Here is a 16,343-nt window from a genome sequence, read left to right as displayed (position 1 = left end):
AGCTTTCCCTACGAAAGCTCCGCGCCGGGCCGACGACGGGCGGCACTTTCACGTGAAAGTGCCGTTCGGGGCCAAGGCGGCGGGCCGCCTGAGGTGGCCGGCCGGTCTGGCCGGGGTGACGGCGGGCGGAGCTTTCACGTGAAAGCTCCGGCTGGGGAGCGAGTCAGCGGCGCAGCGGGACCAGGTCGTCGGCGTGGACGACCTCTCGCCGCTGCTCCTCCGGGAGCTCGTGTGACGACCTGCCGATCAGCTCCGGAAGCTCCGTCGCGTCGAACGCCACCACTCCGCGGGCCACCGGGCGGTCCTTCGCGTCCACCAAGTCGACCACGTCGCCCGCCTGGAACTCGCCTGAAACGCCCGTTATCCCCGCCGCCAGCAGGGACCTGCGGCGGCGGACCACCGCTGTCACCGCGCCGTCGTCCAGGCGGAGCGTTCCCGTTGTGTCCGCCGCGTAGCCCAGCCAGAACCTGCGGGCCGACAAGCGCGTGTCCGCCGGGGCGAACGCTGTTCCCGGGGACGCCGAGGTCAGCGCCGCCGACGCTTCCGAGGCCGCCGCCAGCAGCACCGGGATGCCCGCTCCCGCCGCCGTTCGGGCCGCCGCCAGCTTGGACACCATGCCGCCCGTGCCCAGACCCGAGCTGGACATGCCGACCGAAATTCCGTCCACATCGGACTCCGACAGGACTTCCGTCAGCTTGCGGGTGGCGCCGTCGCGGGGGTCTCCGTCGTACAGACCGTCCACATCGGACAGCAACACCAGCGCGTCCGCGCCGATCAAATGCGCCACCAGGGCCGCCAGGCGGTCGTTGTCGCCGAAGCGGATTTCCTCCGTTGCCACCGTGTCGTTCTCGTTGACCACCGGGACCGCGCCCAGCGCCAGCAGCCGCGAGAACGTGCGCTGCGCGTTGCGGTAGTGCGACCGGCGGACGACGTCGTCCGAAGTCAGCAGCACCTGGCCGACCGTCAGCGAATACCGGCCGAACGACTCCGCGTACGCGTGCGCCAGCGCCAGCTGCCCCACGCTCGCCGCCGCCTGCTGGGTCGCCAAGTCGCGGGGCCGCTTGCCCAGGGAAAGCGGGGCGAGGCCGGCGCCGATCGCGCCCGAGGACACCAGCACGATCTGCGCGTCGCGGGACACGCGTTCGGCGATCGCGTCGACCAGCGCGTCCAAGCGGGCCGCGTCGAGGCCGCTGCCCGCCGTGGTCAGCGCCGACGAGCCGACCTTGACCACCAACCGGCGAGCAAGAGCGATCGCTTCGCGCGTGCCGCTCACGCGTCGAGGTCCAGGTCGTCGTCCTCACCGGTGCCGTCGCGCCGGATCCGGCGGGCTTCCTTGCGCTCAGCCGCGCCGACGCGGTCGGTGCGCTCCAGCCGGACGTCGGTCCCGCGGCCGGACAGGTGGACCGCCACCGAAGGCGTCGACGGCTCCCACTCGAACTGGACGTCGCCGATCGTGACCGGGCTGCCCGGCTTCGCGCCGAGCTTCGCCAGCTCGTCCTCGACGCCGAGGCGGTTGAGGCGGTCGGCGAGGTAGCCGACGGCCTCGTCGTTGCCGAAGTTCGTCTGGCGGATCCACCGCTCCGGGCGGGAGCCGCGCACGATGAACGCGCCCACCTCCTCGGGGTCGACCTCGACGGTGAACCCGGAGTCGTCGACGGCCAGCGGCCGCAGGACGATCTTCTCCGGCTCCAGCACCGGCTGCGCCTCGCGGTACTCCTCGACGACCGCGGCCAACGCGAACGTCAGCTCGCGCAGGCCCTTCCGGGAAGCGGTCGAGACTTCGAAGACGCGGAGACCGCGGGCCTCGAACTCCGGCCGGACGAACTCCGCGAGCTCGGCGGCCTCCGGGATGTCGATCTTGTTGAGGACGACCACGCGCGGCCGTTCCTCGAGCTTGCCACCGAGCCCCGGGGTGTACTTGGCCAGCTCCGCCTCGAGAGCGTCCACATCGGACAGCGGGTCGCGGCCCGGCTCCAGCGTCGCGCAGTCGACGACGTGCACCAGCACCGCGCAGCGCTCGATGTGGCGGAGGAAGTCGAGGCCCAGGCCCTTGCCCTCGGACGCGCCGGGGATCAGGCCGGGCACGTCGGCCATCGTGAACACGGTGTCGCCGCCGGTGATGACGCCGAGGTTCGGCACCAGCGTGGTGAACGGGTAGTCGGCGATCTTCGGCTTGGCCGCGGACAGCACCGAGATCAGCGACGACTTGCCGGCGGACGGGAACCCGAGCAGGCCGACGTCGGCGACCGAGCGCAGCTCCAGCACGAGGTTGCGGGCTTCGCCCGGCTCGCCCAGCAGTGCGAACCCGGGGGCCTTGCGGGCCTTCGACGCGAGCGCGGCGTTGCCCAGGCCGCCGCGGCCGCCCTGCGCCGCGACGAACGTGGTGCCGGGGCCGATCAGGTCGGCGACCATCTCGCCGTCCTCGGTGAACACGACGGTGCCGGACGGCACCTTCATCACCAGCGTCTCCCCCGCGGCACCCGCGCGGTTGCCACCCTGGCCCATCTTGCCGCTGCCCGCCTTGGCGTGCGGGCGGAAGTGGAAGTCGAGCAGGGTGTGCACGTTCGGGTCGACGACCAGCAGGACGTCACCGCCGTTGCCGCCGTTGCCGCCGTCCGGGCCGCCGAGGGGCTTGAACTTCTCGCGGTGCACCGAGGCGCAGCCGTTGCCCCCGTCACCGGCGGTCAGGTGGATGACCGCGCGGTCCACGAACCGGGACGCCATGACTTCGCCTCACTTCACTCAACGACAGTGTCTTCTGAAAACGCTACGAACAAAACAAACGAGGGGTGGCACCGGATATTCCGGCCCCACCCCTCGTCAGAGGTCTAGAAAGAAGCCGAATCAGGCTTCCGACGGCACGATGTTGACCGTCTTGCGGCCACGCTTCTCGCCGAACTGGACCGCACCGGTGGCCAGCGCGAACAGCGTGTCGTCGCCGCCACGGCCGACGTTGACGCCGGGGTGGAACTTGGTGCCGCGCTGGCGGATCAGGATCTCGCCGGCGTTGACCTGCTGGCCGCCGAAGCGCTTGACGCCGAGGCGCTGCGCGTTCGAGTCACGACCGTTGCGGGAGCTGGACGCACCCTTCTTGTGAGCCATAGCTCAGTCCTCTTTCTGAAGAACGAAGATCCGGAGAAGCCCTTACAGGGAGATGGCGGTGACCTCGACGCGGGTCAGCTTCTGCCGGTGACCCTGGCGCTTGTGGTAGCCCGTCTTGTTCTTGAACTTGTGGATCCGGATCTTCGGACCCTTGGTCTGCTCGACGACCTTGCCGGTGACCGAGACCTTCGCCAGCGCGTCGGCGTCCGTGGTGACCTCGCCACCGTCGACGTACAAAACGGCGGGGAGGATGTGCTCGGTGCCCGGCTCGCCCTCGAGCTTCTCGACCTCGACGACGTCGCCGACGGCCACCTTGTACTGCTTGCCGCCGGTCTTGACGATCGCGTACGCCGACACGGAAGTCTCCTGCATTACTCGACAATGGGTGGGGGCCCGCGCGACCGGCCCGCCTGGTGGAGACGGCGGTCCTGGACTCGCGCAGCGACCTGCTCTGGTGGCAGGCCGTACTACAGGTTACGTGGGGTGCCCCGGTGCGTTACCACCGGGGTCCCCCTAGTCGTTCACTTGCTCTGGTCGGAGGCGTGCACCGGCGGGCCCGCCGGGCGCGACGCGGCCCGGCGCGGACGGCGCCGGGTGGAGCGCGCGGCCGGTTCGGGCACGCTGATCTCGGGGTCGGCGACCGGCTCCACGGCCTCCGAAGACGCCGTGACCGGCTCTTCCGCGGGTTCCGGAGCCGGGGTCCGCTCGACCTCGGGCTCCTCGTCCTGCGGCACCGGTGCCTCGTCCGCTTCGGTGGTCACCGGGGTGCCGGCGACCTCCTGGGCGGGCTCGGCGGGCGGCTCGGCCGCCACCGGCGTCTCGTCCGCCTCCGTGGTCGCCGGGACGTCCGCCAGCTCCCGGGCGGGCCCGGTGCCGTTCACGGCGCCCTGGTCGTGGTCCTTGGCGGCCTTGGCGGCGTTGGCCACCGCCGCCACCGCGGACGCGATCGACTCGCGCCGCTCCGGCGGCGGAACCGCGTGCACCTCGGCCTTGGCGGCTTCGGCCTGCTCCTTGGCGGCCTCCTCGCCCTTGCCGCGGCCCCGCGACCGGCGGGAGCTCTTCTCCCCGCCGGCGTTGCCACCGCCGTTGCCGTTGCCGTTCCCGCCGTGGGAGTGCGAGCCGCCGCCCGTGCGCTGCACCTCGGTCGAGACGAGCACGCCCCGGCCCTTGCAGTGCTCGCACGGCGTCGAGAACGCCTCCAGCAGGCCGGTGCCGATCTTCTTGCGGGTCATCTGCACCAGGCCGAGCGAGGTGACCTCGGCGACCTGGTGGCGCGTGCGGTCGCGGCCGAGGCACTCGGTCAGGCGGCGCAGCACCAGCTCGCGGTTGGACTCGAGCACCATGTCGATGAAGTCGATCACGATGATGCCGCCGATGTCCCGCAGCCGGAGCTGGCGGACGATCTCCTCCGCCGACTCCAGGTTGTTGCGGGTCACCGTCTCCTCGAGGTTGCCACCCGATCCGGTGAACTTGCCGGTGTTGACGTCGATCACCGTCATCGCCTCGGTGCGGTCGATGACCAGGTAACCGCCCGACGGCAGCCAGACCTTGCGGTCGAGGGCCTTGGTGATCTGCTCGTCGATCCGGTGGTCGGCGAACGCGTCACCGGTGCCGGTGTAGCGCTTGAGGCGCTCGGTGAGCTCCGGCGCGACGTGGCTGACGTAGCCGTTGATGGTCTCCCAGGAGCGGTTGCCCTGGATCTCCAGCTTGGTGAAGTCCTCGGTGAAGAGGTCACGCACGACCTTGACCAGCAGGTCCGGCTCTTCGTAGAGCATGGTCGGCGCGCCGCCCTTCTTGCCGGAACCGGCGGCGGCCTTCTCCTTGATGACGTCCCACTGCGCCTTCAGGCGGTCGACGTCGCGGCCCAGCTCCTCCTCGCCGATGCCCTCGGAGGCGGTGCGGATGATGACGCCCGCGTCCTCCGGGACGATCCGCTTGAGGATGTCCTTCAGGCGACGGCGCTCGTTCTCCGGCAGCTTGCGGGAGATGCCGGTGGCGCCGCCCGCGGGCACGTAGACGAGGAAGCGGCCGGGCAGCGAGATCTGCGTGGTCAGCCGGGCGCCCTTGTGCCCGACCGGGTCCTTCGTGACCTGCACCAGCACCGAGTCGCCGGTCGAGAGCGCCTGCTCGATCTTGCGGGCCTTGCCCTCCAGGCCGGCGGCGTCCCAGTCGACCTCGCCGGCGTACAGCACGGCGTTGCGGCCGCGGCCGATGTCGATGAACGCGGCCTCCATGCTCGGCAGCACGTTCTGGACGCGGCCGAGGTAGACGTTGCCGACGATCGAGCCGGAGCCCGACTGCGTCACGAAGTGCTCGACGAGGACGCCGTCCTCCAGCACCGCGATCTGGGTGGAGTCGCCGTGCTCGGCGACGACCATCGTGCGCTCGACCGCCTCCCGGCGGGCCAGGAACTCGGCCTCGGACAGGATCGGGGCGCGGCGGCGGCCCGCCTCGCGGCCGTCGCGGCGGCGCTGGCGCTTGGCCTCCAGGCGGGTCGACCCGCGGACGCTGCGCACCTCGTCGCGCGCCGGGCGCTCGGGCTGCTCGGCCTTCGCCTGGCGGACGTGCGTGACGGTGTTGGGCGGGTCGTCGGTGGTCTCGGCGTCGTCGCCGTCCGAGCCCTTGCGACGACGACGGCGCCGACGGCGCTTGCTGCCGCCCTCACCCTCGTCGCTGTCGCTGTCGGACTCCGAAGAGTCCGTGGCTTCCTCGGTCTCTTCGGCGTCCGCTTCGGGCTTTTCGTCCCCGTTGCGGGACTTCCGGCGCGGCTGCTCTTCGGCCTGGTCGTCGTTCTCGGCGATCTCGTCGCCACCGTCGGCGCCCTTGCCGCGGCCACGGCCGCGACGCCCCCGGCGACGACGGCGGCGGCTGCCGGCGTCCTCGTCTTCGTCGGTCTCGGTGGCCGAGGTGGTTTCTTCGGCCTCTTCCTCGGCGACCTCGGGCTCGGGGCGAGTGCGCGACTCCGGGCGGGGCTCCGGCTCGGCGAACGGGTCGGCGGGCTTGCGGGCCGGCTTGGCCGCGGGCTCGGCGGGCTCGGGCGGCAGGAAGACCGGCGACGGCGCGGCGAACACCGGCAGGTGCGCGCGGGTCTTCTGCCGCGGCCGCGGCTTCTCGGCCTCGGCGGCGGGGGCCTGCTCCTCGCCGACGGCGGCCTGCTGGGCGGGTGCCTGACCGGCGGGCTGCTGGGCGAACGGCTGCCCGGCGCCACCCCGGCCAGCCGGCTGGTCCTGGCTCGCGTCGCCCTGGCGGACCGGCTGGTCCTGACCGGCGGGCTGCTCGGCGAACGGCTGGCCGGCGCTGCCCCGGCCGGCGGCCTGGTCCTGGGTGCCACCACTCTGACCGGCCGGCTGGTCCTGACCGGCGGCCTGCTCCTGCCCCTCCGTGGGCTGCTCACCCTCGGCGGGCGCGAAGGCCTCGGCGACCTTCAGCGCCACGTCCCTGGTCACGCTCGACTGCGCGCTGCGCACGCTTTCCCCCAGCTCGGCGAGCTGGGCGAGAACGTCCCGGCTGTGCTTCTGGAGCAGCTTCGCCAGCGCGTGCACCCGGATCCGGGGCGGCAGTTCGGCCAGCGGGCCGCTCGTGGGTGTGGCGGGATTCCCGCCGGTGTGCTCGGCGGGTGTTTCCGCGTTCGACATGTGTCTCCTCCGCCCCCGGGCGCGTCTGCCGGTTCGCACCGGCAGGGACGCGGCCGCGCAGGGGCCCCTTTCTGTTCGTTCCGCCGTGGTGGTCACCAGCGACGGGAATCCTGGCCCGACGACCGGGCGCCGCACACCACCGCATCCCGGTGACGCGCGACCCGGTCAAAGGTCTGCTCGGCGTTGTGCCTCACCTGTCGCGGCCCCCGGGCCGCCCGCCACGTCGTCCAGCCGCCCGGCTCGCGGGCAGCGACGCGCGTCGCGGGAGTTCGTGCACATCACCGGGCCACAACGCCGCAGGCAGCACCTCTCACGTGCGCCCCGCGGCCCAGCGGCCACCCCGAGTATCCCACACCGGGTGACTGCTCCGGTGTACTCGGTACCTCCGCCCACGCCGCCGGGCGCGCCGCACGCCCACCGGCCGGGGGAACTTGGCCGGATCGCTTGTCCGGCGGGCACGGGGTGGCTACCGTGCGGCTCGGGGTGACCGGGATCTCGCGCGCCGGCACCCGCGGTTCCTGCATCCGGTGGGAGGTCCGGTGTCCCTGCTGGCGCGGCCGCTGCGAGCGGCCGTGTGCACCGTACTGGTGCTTTCGGGATGCGTCACCGCCGGTCCGGCGGCGGCCGACGCGCCCGCCTGCGGTCACGGCCGGGCCCTGCGCTACGTCGTCGCCTTCGACCGCGGTACGGCCGAGCCCACCGCCCGCGCGCAGGTCACGGCGGCCTGCGGCGCCACCACCGTCTACTACCCGCAGATCGCCGTGGCCGTCGCCACCTCGGGCGACCCGTCGTTCGGCGCCCGGATCGGGCTCGACCGGGCGTTCAGCGCCCAGGCCGAGCGGCTGGCCGCGCAGCGCGCCACCGAGGTCCGGCCGCAGCCCGCGCGGGCCACGCTGCCCGTCACCGACCCGGCCCGCGTGCCCACCGCGGACCTGAGCGGGCGGCAGTGGGACATGCGGATGATCAACGCGGGCCGCGCGCCGGGCGCGTCGGACGGCAGCCGCGACGTCGTCGTCGGCGTCCTCGACTCGGGTATCGACCCGAACCACCCGGACCTGATCGGCGCCCTCGACCGCGACGACTCCGCCGGCTGCCTCACCGGGGAGCCCGACCGGTCGCCGTCCGCCTGGGCGCCGACGACGTCGGTGCACGGCACGCACGTGGCCGGGATCATCGCGGCGGCCGACGACGGGCGCGGCGTGACGGGTGTGGCGCCCGGGGTCCGCGTGGCGTCGGTGAAGGTGATCGACGACCGCGGCTACGCCGACCCGGAGGCCGCGGTGTGCGGCCTGATGTGGGCGGCCTCGCGGCACCTGCGGCTGACGAACAGCAGCTTCTTCGTGAACCCGTGGACGCTGTCGTGCATCCGCGGCGACGACCGCGGCGTGGTGCACGAGGTGCTGGCGCGGGCGGTGGAGTACAGCACGTCGGCGGGCACGTTGAACGTCGCGGCGGCGACGAACGAGGCCGTCGACCTGACGCCGTCCGCGCGCTCGGGCTCCGCCGGGGCCGGGTCCGGTTGCGAAGCGCTGCCGGCCGGGCTGCGGGACGTCGTCGCGGTGTCCGCCGTCGGCTCGGACCGGGTGAAGGCGGGCTACAGCTCGTACGGGCTGGGCGTGATCGACGTCACCGCCCCCGGCGGGGAGACCGGCGAGTGCGTGCTTTCGACGGTGCCCGGCGGGTACGCGCCGCTGTGCGGGACGTCGATGGCCGCGCCGCACGTCACCGGGGTACTGGCGCTGCTGGCATCCGCCTTGCCGAACGCGGGGCCGCGGCAGTTGCGCCGGACGTTGGACGCCCAGGCGATGCCGATGCCGTGCCCGGCCGACTACGACCTCACCGGCGACGGCACCCAGGACGCCTACTGCGCGGGGTACGAGGGGTTCAACGGCTTCTACGGCCACGGGATGGTGGACGCGCTGGCCGCCGCCGTGCCGCGGGGCAAGCCCGACCCGGCCCGCTGAGCCAGACGGCGGCTCCCGCGGTTTCGGGGGGCTCGGTTGCGGCGAGGGCGCCGCTTCCCGCCGCGGCGGGCGGTCTCGGCGGACCACTCGTCGGCCGAGCGCGCGGTCGGGGCGGGGCACCGGAGCGCCGCGCCCGCCACCACACAAGCACCCCGCCCTGGCGCGATCACGTCAGCAGGAGCTTGGCGATCCTCCTCGTCGACGCCCACAGGCCCACCGCGCCCAGGACCAGCAGGTAGGCCAGGTTGACCAGCATGCTGCCCGACAGCAGACCCGTCGCCAGGCCGCGCATCAGCTCGATCGCGTGGTACAGCGGGAGGCAGCGGACCAGCCACTGCAGCGGCTCCGGGTACACCGACAGCGGGAAGAACGTCGTCGCGAACAGGAACATCGGCATCAGGCCCAGCGCTATGTAGTCGAACTGGGCCGTCGACTTCAAGTACGTCACCAGTGCCATGCCGATCGCCGAGAAGGCCAGGCCCACCAGCAGCGCCGCCGGGACCATCAGCAGCGCCCACCACGACGCCAGCAGCCCCATCCCCGCCGCGATCGCGAGGAACGCCACCGCGTAGACGCCGCCGCGGGTCATCGCCCAGCCGATCTCGCCCAGCGCGATGTCCAGCGGGCCGATCGGGGTCGCCAGCATCGCGTCGTACAGCTTCGCGTACCGCAGCTTGAAGAACAGGTTGTACGTCGACTCGAAGACGGCGCCGTTCATCGCCGACGTCGCCAGCAGCGCCGGCGCCACGAACGCGACGTACCCCATCGGACGGCCGTCCGGGCCGGCCACCTCGGTGACGAGCTTGCCGAACCCCAGCTGGAACGCCAGCAGGTAGAGGAACGGCTCGGCCGCGCCGGAGAGGAACATCAGCCAGCTGTTCCAGCTCACCCGCACCGACCGCTCGACGAGCATGCGGGCCCGGCCCGCGTACAGCCCGGGCGGCAGGATCCGCAGCAGCAGCCCGGCCCGCGCCGGCGGGGCTTGGACGCTCACCATCAGACCACCAGCCTCCGGTAGAAGGCCCGGTGCGCGAACGCCCACCCGGCCGCGAACAACGCCGCGAGCACCGCGAAGTGGCCGAGCATCGCCCAGCCGCCGACGCCGCCGAGGCTCACGCCGCGCGCCAGCTGGGTGCCGTGCCACAGCGGGGACAACCACGCCAGCCAGCGGATCGCGCCGGGCAGCTGGGCGATCGGGAAGAACGTGCCGGAGAACAACGTCATCGGCATCACGACGAACCGGAAGATGATCCCGAACCGCTGGCCCTCGTCGTACGTCCGGGCCGCCAGCGCCGTGATCGGCGTGGCGCAGGCGAGGCCGGTGACCGTGCCCACGAGGATCACCGCCAGCACGCCCGGCCCGGTCCAGGCGCCGAAGAACAGCGCGACGAACGCGTAGATCGCGCCGGCCAGCGTCAGCCGCATGGCCGTCCAGATCAGGTGGCCGCCGAGGACCTGACCGGGTGACACGGGGGTGGCCGTGACGGCCAGGTAGTCCTTCTGCCACTTGAACCCGGACAGCACGGGGTAGCTGGAGTCGCCCACGGCCAGCTGCGCGCCGCCGGCGGCCAGCAGCGCGGGCGCGATGTACTGGAGGTAGGACAGGCCGCCGGTGACCGCGCCGGGGCGGACCTGCGAGCCGAAGCCGAGGCCCATCGCGGCGAGGAAGAGGACCGGCTGGAGGCCGGTGGAGTACAAAGTGGACACCCAGTGCCTGCGGTACCAGGTCCAGTACCCCTCGACGCGCAGCCAGGCTCCGTGCCACGTGCCGACCACGCGGCCGGTGGATTCGACGGTGGTCATCGCCGCCTCCCGGAGCAGGGCCTGCCGAGCCGCGGCAGGCCGGAGGCCCGGGGGCTTGCCCCTGGGCGGGGTGTGGGGGCTGCGCCCCCGCGGAACACCCTGGCGAGGGTCATCGGCGAGCGCTCTCCGCGAGCATGGTTCTTCCCCATCCCGAATCAGTCCACCAACGTCCGGCCGGTCAGCCGCAGGAACACGTCCTCCAGCGAACTGCGCCGCACCAAGCTCGACAGCGGCCGCACGCCGCGGGAGTGCGCGTGCTCCAAGGTGTCTTCGCCATTGTCGCTGTACAGCAGCACCCGGTCCGGCAGCACCTCCACCCGCGCCGCCAGCCCCTCGACCTGCTGGGCCGCCGCGACCTGCTCCCCCGGCGCGAACCGCAGCTCGACGACCTCGCGCGTCGAGTACCTGCTGATCAGGTCCGCCGGTGAGCCCTCCGCGGCGATGCGGCCGTGGTCCATCACGACCAGCCGGTCGCACAGCTGCTCCGCCTCGTCCATGTAGTGCGTCGTCACGATCAGCGTGGTGCCCTGGGCCTTCAACCGGAACAGGCGGTCCCACAGGAGGTGCCTGGCCTGTGGGTCAAGCCCCGTCGTCGGCTCGTCGAGCAGCAGCAGCTCCGGGTCGTTGACCAGCGAGCGGGCGATCGTCAGCCGCCGTTTCATGCCGCCCGACAGCGGGTCGACCTTGTCGGCCGCGCGGTCGCCCAGCTGCGCGAACTCCAGCAGCTCGTCCGCCTTGCGCCGGGCCGCCGCCCGCGACAGGCCGAAGTAGCGGCCGTAGATCAGCAGGTTCTCCCGGACCGTCAGCTCGACGTCCAGGTTGTCCTGCTGCGGCACGACACCCAGGCGCGCGCGGATCCGCGGCCCGGCGACCTCCGGATCCAGCCCGAGCACGCGAAGGTCGCCGTCGGTGCGGGGTGACACGCACGCGATCATCCGCATCGTCGACGACTTGCCGGCGCCGTTCGGGCCGAGGAAGCCGAACGCCTCCCCGCGCCGCACCTCGACGTCGATCCCCCGCACGGCCTCGAACTCGCCGAAGCGCTTCACGAGTGCTTTGGCCTGCACCAGCGCCGGTTCCCGGTCCTCCGATTCGTCCACCCCCCGACCATACGAGCGGGCACCGACAAAAACCGAACGCTTTAGCCGCGCACGGTCACGACCAGCGTCCGCGTCACCCCGTTGACCGTGACCGAAAGCCGCGCGACCCCCGGCCGCAACGCCGTCAGGACACCGGAAGCGGGGTCGAACGACACGACACCCCAGCCGGCCGTCCAGTCCGCGCTCACCGGGTACGCCACCGGCACGTCCCGGGTGCCCTGCCGGACCGTGGCGTGCACGACCGCGCGTTCGCCGCGGGCCAGCGACGACGGCCCCGCGATCGAGAGCGCGTCGACGTTCGGCCGCGTCTCGAACCGCACGGGCTCGGCCCGGTCGGCCGGGTCGACGCGCAGCAGCGTCCAGCCGACGAACCCGCCGTCGCCGGGCGCGGCCGCGGGCGCCTTGCCCGAGTTGCCGTTGACCAGGTATGGCACGCCGTCCACGCGTGACAGCGAGAACACGCCCGCGTGCGAAGCCACCGAAGCGGCCGGTTTGCCGGACGCCTGCTCGAACCCGGTCAGCCACTGGGTCAGCAGCGTGGCTTCCTTCCGGTCGCCGAGCTGCGAGTTCCCGGTGGGGCTCGGGTCCTTCACCGGGTGGTGCATCGCGACGACGACCCCGCGGATCGACCGGTCCTCGGCCGCCGTGTCGAGGGCGTCCCGCAGCATCCGGACCTGGTCGAACCCGCCCGCCCGCAACGAGCCGCGCGAGGAATCGAGAAGCACCAGCCGGATGCCGTGCACGTCGACGACCTGGTGGGTGACGCCGAACGCGGCCTGGAAGTCGGCGAGGCCGTTGCCGCCCTCGGCCTCGTGGTTGCCCGGCACGTAGTACCAGGGCACCTTGCCGTCGAGCTCCTCGGTGATGACCTGCCGCGCGAGCACGAAGTCGGGTGCCGTGCCGCGGTCGACGAAGTCGCCGTTGATCAGCACCAGGTCCGGCTTCGCCGCGACGGATTCCCGCAGCGCCCGCCGGGCCTGGGCGACCAGCGGCCCGCCGGGGTCGTCCGCGGTGAACTGCGCGTCGCTGACGACCGCGACACGCAGGCCGCCTGCCAACACACCGTCGGTGACCAGCGCCGGGTCGCGCGGGGCCGGGTCGGCGGGCACGGTCGTCGTCGGCGCCACCTCGAAGGTCAGGTCGTCGAACACGAGGTGACCCTCGTACTGCTGGTCCGGCACGTTCTCGACGGCGTAGAAGCGCGCCAGGCGCTGGCCGTCGGGCAGCCCGGCCGGGATCACGGCGGTGACGTACCGCCAGCCCGTCCAGTCGACGCTCAGCGAAAGGTCCACAATGGACGCCACGTTGGTGGCGTCCCGCAGTTCGGCCCGCAACCACGCGCCCTTGCCGTCACCGTTGACCCACAGCCCGATCTTCTGCGTTCCCGATGGAACCGGAAGCGGCGACGAAGGCGTCACGTACGCGGCGCGCGTCGCGGTCGTGCCGGTGAGCCGGTAGTCCAGCGCGAGCCCGGCGCCGCCGTCCCGCCCCGGTGCTGCGGACAGCGCCGCCCCGACGACCGCCGGGAACACCGTCGCCGTCCAGCCGGCCGGCCCGTCCAGCGGGGCCGCGAGCTGCGGCACCGTGCCGACGGAAGCGGCCAGGTGCGTGGTCAGGCCCGCGGCCGAAGCGGTGATCGCCGACGCGCCGGACGCGGTCAGCGCGGTCACCTCGTAGCCGTCGCCCGAAGGCTCGACCTTCACGACGGAATGGTCGTAGTCGAGCTTGACGTCGTCGGGCTCCAGCCACGTGCCATAGCCGTCCGCGTCGTACCCGCAGACCTTGAACGTGCTCTTCGCGCCCGCCGCCGACAGCGCGACCTGCTCGGTGCTCGTGCCGAGCCGGACCGCCTTGCCCAGCACGGAAAGCGTCGTCTTCCCGGACGCGCGGCCGGACTTCGCGACGACGTCGACACTGCCGGCGCCGTGGCCGGTGACGACCCCGTGGGTCACGGTGGCCCGCCGCGGGTCGGACGTGCGCCAGCGCGGGTCGGCGGCGACGGCGGCGCCCGTTTCGTCGTGGCCGTCGGCGACCAGGTGCCGGGTCAGGCCGGTCAGCACGCGGTTCGCGTCGCCGGTCGCCACGGCCGGCGCCGGGGAGAACGCCGTGAGCTTGCCGCTGCCGGGCACGGTCGCGAAGCCGATCCCGTTGGGCACCAGGCGTTCCCCGCCGTCGGACGGCGCGTTGCGGACGCTCGGCGCGGCTTCGCCCTCGTTGCGCGCCAGGAGCGTCGACGAGCCGCCGCCGTCGAGGTTGATCGCGTCGTCGGCGCCGAGGCTCTTCATGTGGCGAGCCAGCTCCAGCTCGGTCATCCCGCGGCTGTCGGCCTGCCGGCCGTCCACAGTGGCCAGCCACAGCCGCCGGCCGTCGGCGGAGAAGCCGACCGCGGTCCGCGGGTGCATGGCCACGTTGTCGACCGGTTGCACGACGCCGTCGCGGAGCAGGACCTCGTTGCCGCCCACGGCGACCGCGATCCTGCCGGCGTCCGAACGCGGCGCGTACGTGACGCCCACCGGGTCACCCGGCTTGAGCGCCGCGAGGGCGTCCGCCCCGGCTTCACGGGCCAGGAGCAGCGTCGTGCCCGCCGCGATCGGGCCGGCCGCGGGCTGCTCGCGCGTGGCGGTCACGACGCCGTCGCGCAGCTCGACCTCGCGCACCCGGGAGGCTCCGGCCACCGAAGTCGCACGGCCGGAGGCACCCCACAACGGCGTGTAGACGCCGACCGCGTCGGTCCCGAGGACCGGGCTGTTGAAGTTCGTGGCTTTCACCGTGCCACCGGGCAGGGTCACGGTCGCTTCGAGGAAGACCGAAGCCAGCCGCGCCTTGCCTTCGTCGGTGATGGACGCGGTGAGGTTGTGGCCGGCGGCGGGCGCGGTCTGCAGCTCACCGCGGTCGATGCCGACGCCGATCGGCGCGCCGGTGGCGCTGATGTCGAAGAAGTCGCCGTTCACGCCGGCGACCGCGCCGGTGCGCGCGACCTGCTGCGAAAGCGGCGTGCGCGCGGAAACCGTGCCGGGGCTCAGGTATGTGGGCTTCAGGGCCTTGCTGCCCAGGTCGACGGCGAGGGTGTCGCCGCGGATCCAGCCCGCCGGGTCGAACCGGTCGAACTGGGTGAGGTTCAGCCCGGGCGCGACTTCGGTGGTCGCGCTGCCGGTGACGAGCCCGTCGTCGGGATCCGCGGCGGCGAAGGTGGTCACGCCTTCGCGGGCCGACGACGCGGCGGGCGCGGCTTCGACGGGCGGCGTGCCGAGCGGCGCTTTCAGCGGATCGGCGTGGGCGGGGACGACGAACGCCGTCGCGAACAGGGCAGCAAGCGGCAGCGTTATGCGCGACTTCTTCACCAGGTACCCCAGTATCGAGTGAGAGTGAGCCGGACCAGCACAGCGCAGTGGCACGGCCGGGGGAAGGCTTCCCGGTGAACGCCGCCTGAATGGTCTAGAACAGCTACCGCGTCAGGCGGTGAAAGGGGCTTTGAGGAGCTGATCGGCGATGGCGGGGTCACCGCTGACGCTCGGCGGGGTGGCCGTTCGCTTCCACAGGTGCAGCAGGAGGTCCCGGGCCGTAGCCTCGACCGTCGCGGCGGGTTCGGTCGCCGGGCCGAGCGCGGGCGGCTCCCCCGGGTGCAGCGTCCAGACGTCGCCGGTGTCGGTGGCGCGCAGCGCGAGGGGCGCGGTCAGCGACGGCGCGGCGTGCCAGCGCGTGACGCGCGGGAGCCAGGCGGTCAGGAGCTCGTCGACGCCGTCCGCGGCCACGGCCGGGTCGAGCACGTGGCCGCTGCCCGAGTCGGCGAGGTGGACGGCGGTTTCGTGAACCTGGCGGCGGAACCAGAACGCCTTGGTCTTCTCGGTGCCGCCGAAGTGCCAGCACCGGTCTTCGGGGACGGCCTTCTCGAGGGCGTCGAGGAGTAACTGAGCGCTTTCGGCGTACCAGGACGCCAGCTCGGCGTCCGGGCCGGCTTCGAAGTTCTGCGGCTGCACTTCGCCGGTGGTGACGACGGTGGCGGCCCAGCGGTGCACGTTCCCGAGGTGGGTGCCGAGGTCGGCCAGCGTCCACCCGGCGCAGTCGGGCACCGCGGCGGCCGGGTCGGCGGTGCGCAGCCGCTCGGCGAACGCGTCGGTCAGCTCGCGCAGCACCGGCAGGTACTCGCGGGCGGGGAACGGCATCGTCGTCATCGGGTCTCCCCCAGGAAACCGGGGCCGCGCGGCGGGCGCGGCCCCGGTGCCGGTCACAGGTCGGGGAACCAGAGCTTCAGCTCGCGCTCGGCCGACTCCGGGGAGTCCGAGCCGTGCACCAGGTTGTACTGGGTCTCCAGCGCGAAGTCGCCGCGGATGGTGCCCGGGGTGGCCTTCTCGACCGGGTCGGTGCCGCCGGCCAGCTGCCGGAACGCGGCGATGGCGCGCGGCCCCTCCACGGCGAGCGCGACCAGCGGGCCCGACGTGATGAACTCGAGCAGGTCGCCGAAGAACGGACGCTCCTTGTGCTCGGCGTAGTGCTCCTCGGCCAGCGCCTGCGGAACGGTCCGCAGCTCGAGGGCGGCGAGCTTCAGGCCCTTGCGCTCGATCCGCGAGACGACCTCGCCGACGAGGCCGCGCGCGACGCCATCGGGCTTGACGAGGACCAGCGTGCGTTCAGTCACGACGGTGTTTCTCCTTGCTGCTGCTCTTCGGGGGTCCGGGTGGCGGAGCCCCCGGCTCGGGGCAAAGCCCCGGATGTCATTGGTGCGTGTCGGTGCGCGTGAG

The 16,343-nt window shown here is 73.0% G+C and carries 12 protein-coding genes; 1 reads left to right on the top strand and 11 read right to left on the bottom strand.

From position 1 onward, the window contains the following. Positions 1 to 163: 163 nt before the first annotated feature. The 5 genes from proB to ABFJ78_RS15870 form a co-directional block, all read right to left on the bottom strand. Positions 164 to 1,273 carry a glutamate 5-kinase gene (gene proB, locus ABFJ78_RS15890; RefSeq protein WP_436387108.1) on the bottom strand — a complete coding sequence of 370 codons (1,110 nt, stop codon included), beginning with the start codon at positions 1,271 to 1,273 and terminating at the stop codon, positions 164 to 166. Then, complete coding sequence (obgE, locus tag ABFJ78_RS15885; protein WP_436387107.1) at positions 1,270 to 2,724, bottom strand: GTPase ObgE; 1,455 nt, start codon at positions 2,722 to 2,724, stop codon at positions 1,270 to 1,272. The genes proB and obgE overlap by 4 nt, the downstream gene beginning before the upstream one ends. A 120-nt stretch (positions 2,725 to 2,844) precedes the next feature. Next, positions 2,845 to 3,102: a 50S ribosomal protein L27 gene (gene rpmA / locus ABFJ78_RS15880; protein WP_285480691.1), complete on the bottom strand. Its 258-nt coding sequence runs from the start codon at positions 3,100 to 3,102 to the stop codon at positions 2,845 to 2,847. 42 nt (positions 3,103 to 3,144) lie between these two features. Beyond that, entirely contained in the window at positions 3,145 to 3,459 is a 315-nt protein-coding gene (rplU, locus tag ABFJ78_RS15875) for a 50S ribosomal protein L21 (RefSeq protein ID WP_086678418.1), read from the bottom strand. A 164-nt stretch (positions 3,460 to 3,623) separates the two neighbouring features. Continuing rightward, positions 3,624 to 6,737, bottom strand: coding sequence for a translation initiation factor IF-2 N-terminal domain-containing protein (locus tag ABFJ78_RS15870; RefSeq protein ID WP_436387106.1), 3,114 nt, complete (start codon positions 6,735 to 6,737; stop codon positions 3,624 to 3,626). A gap of 539 nt (positions 6,738 to 7,276) precedes the next feature. Between ABFJ78_RS15870 and ABFJ78_RS15865 the strand changes: the two genes are divergently transcribed. Then, positions 7,277 to 8,701 carry a S8 family peptidase gene (locus ABFJ78_RS15865; RefSeq protein ID WP_436387105.1) on the top strand — a complete coding sequence of 475 codons (1,425 nt, stop codon included), beginning with the start codon at positions 7,277 to 7,279 and terminating at the stop codon, positions 8,699 to 8,701. Between the two features lie 166 nt (positions 8,702 to 8,867). Here the strand turns inward: ABFJ78_RS15865 and ABFJ78_RS15860 are convergent, their stop codons facing one another. The 6 genes from ABFJ78_RS15860 to ndk form a co-directional block, all read right to left on the bottom strand. Then, complete coding sequence (locus ABFJ78_RS15860) at positions 8,868 to 9,698, bottom strand: ABC transporter permease (protein ID WP_372666637.1); 831 nt, start codon at positions 9,696 to 9,698, stop codon at positions 8,868 to 8,870. After that, positions 9,698 to 10,504: an ABC transporter permease gene (locus ABFJ78_RS15855; protein ID WP_436387104.1), complete on the bottom strand. Its 807-nt coding sequence runs from the start codon at positions 10,502 to 10,504 to the stop codon at positions 9,698 to 9,700. The genes ABFJ78_RS15860 and ABFJ78_RS15855 overlap by 1 nt, the downstream gene beginning before the upstream one ends. Positions 10,505 to 10,659: 155 nt before the next feature. After that, entirely contained in the window at positions 10,660 to 11,604 is a 945-nt protein-coding gene (locus ABFJ78_RS15850; protein ID WP_436387103.1) for an ABC transporter ATP-binding protein, read from the bottom strand. A gap of 41 nt (positions 11,605 to 11,645) precedes the next feature. Continuing rightward, positions 11,646 to 14,924: a phosphodiester glycosidase family protein gene (locus tag ABFJ78_RS15845; protein WP_436387789.1), complete on the bottom strand. Its 3,279-nt coding sequence runs from the start codon at positions 14,922 to 14,924 to the stop codon at positions 11,646 to 11,648. Between the two features lie 132 nt (positions 14,925 to 15,056). Continuing rightward, positions 15,057 to 15,776 carry a maleylpyruvate isomerase family mycothiol-dependent enzyme gene (locus ABFJ78_RS15840; RefSeq protein WP_436387102.1) on the bottom strand — a complete coding sequence of 240 codons (720 nt, stop codon included), beginning with the start codon at positions 15,774 to 15,776 and terminating at the stop codon, positions 15,057 to 15,059. 53 nt (positions 15,777 to 15,829) lie between these two features. After that, positions 15,830 to 16,240, bottom strand: a complete 411-nt coding sequence (gene ndk, locus ABFJ78_RS15835; protein ID WP_043777641.1) for a nucleoside-diphosphate kinase — start codon at positions 16,238 to 16,240, stop codon at positions 15,830 to 15,832. Positions 16,241 to 16,343 lie beyond the last annotated feature (103 nt).

Source organism: Amycolatopsis sp. MEPSY49 (genome assembly GCF_051337345.1).
Lineage (GTDB): Bacteria > Actinomycetota > Actinomycetes > Mycobacteriales > Pseudonocardiaceae > Amycolatopsis.
Note: the sequence above shows the minus strand (reverse complement) of the source record. Positions and strands in the feature narration are given on the sequence as shown.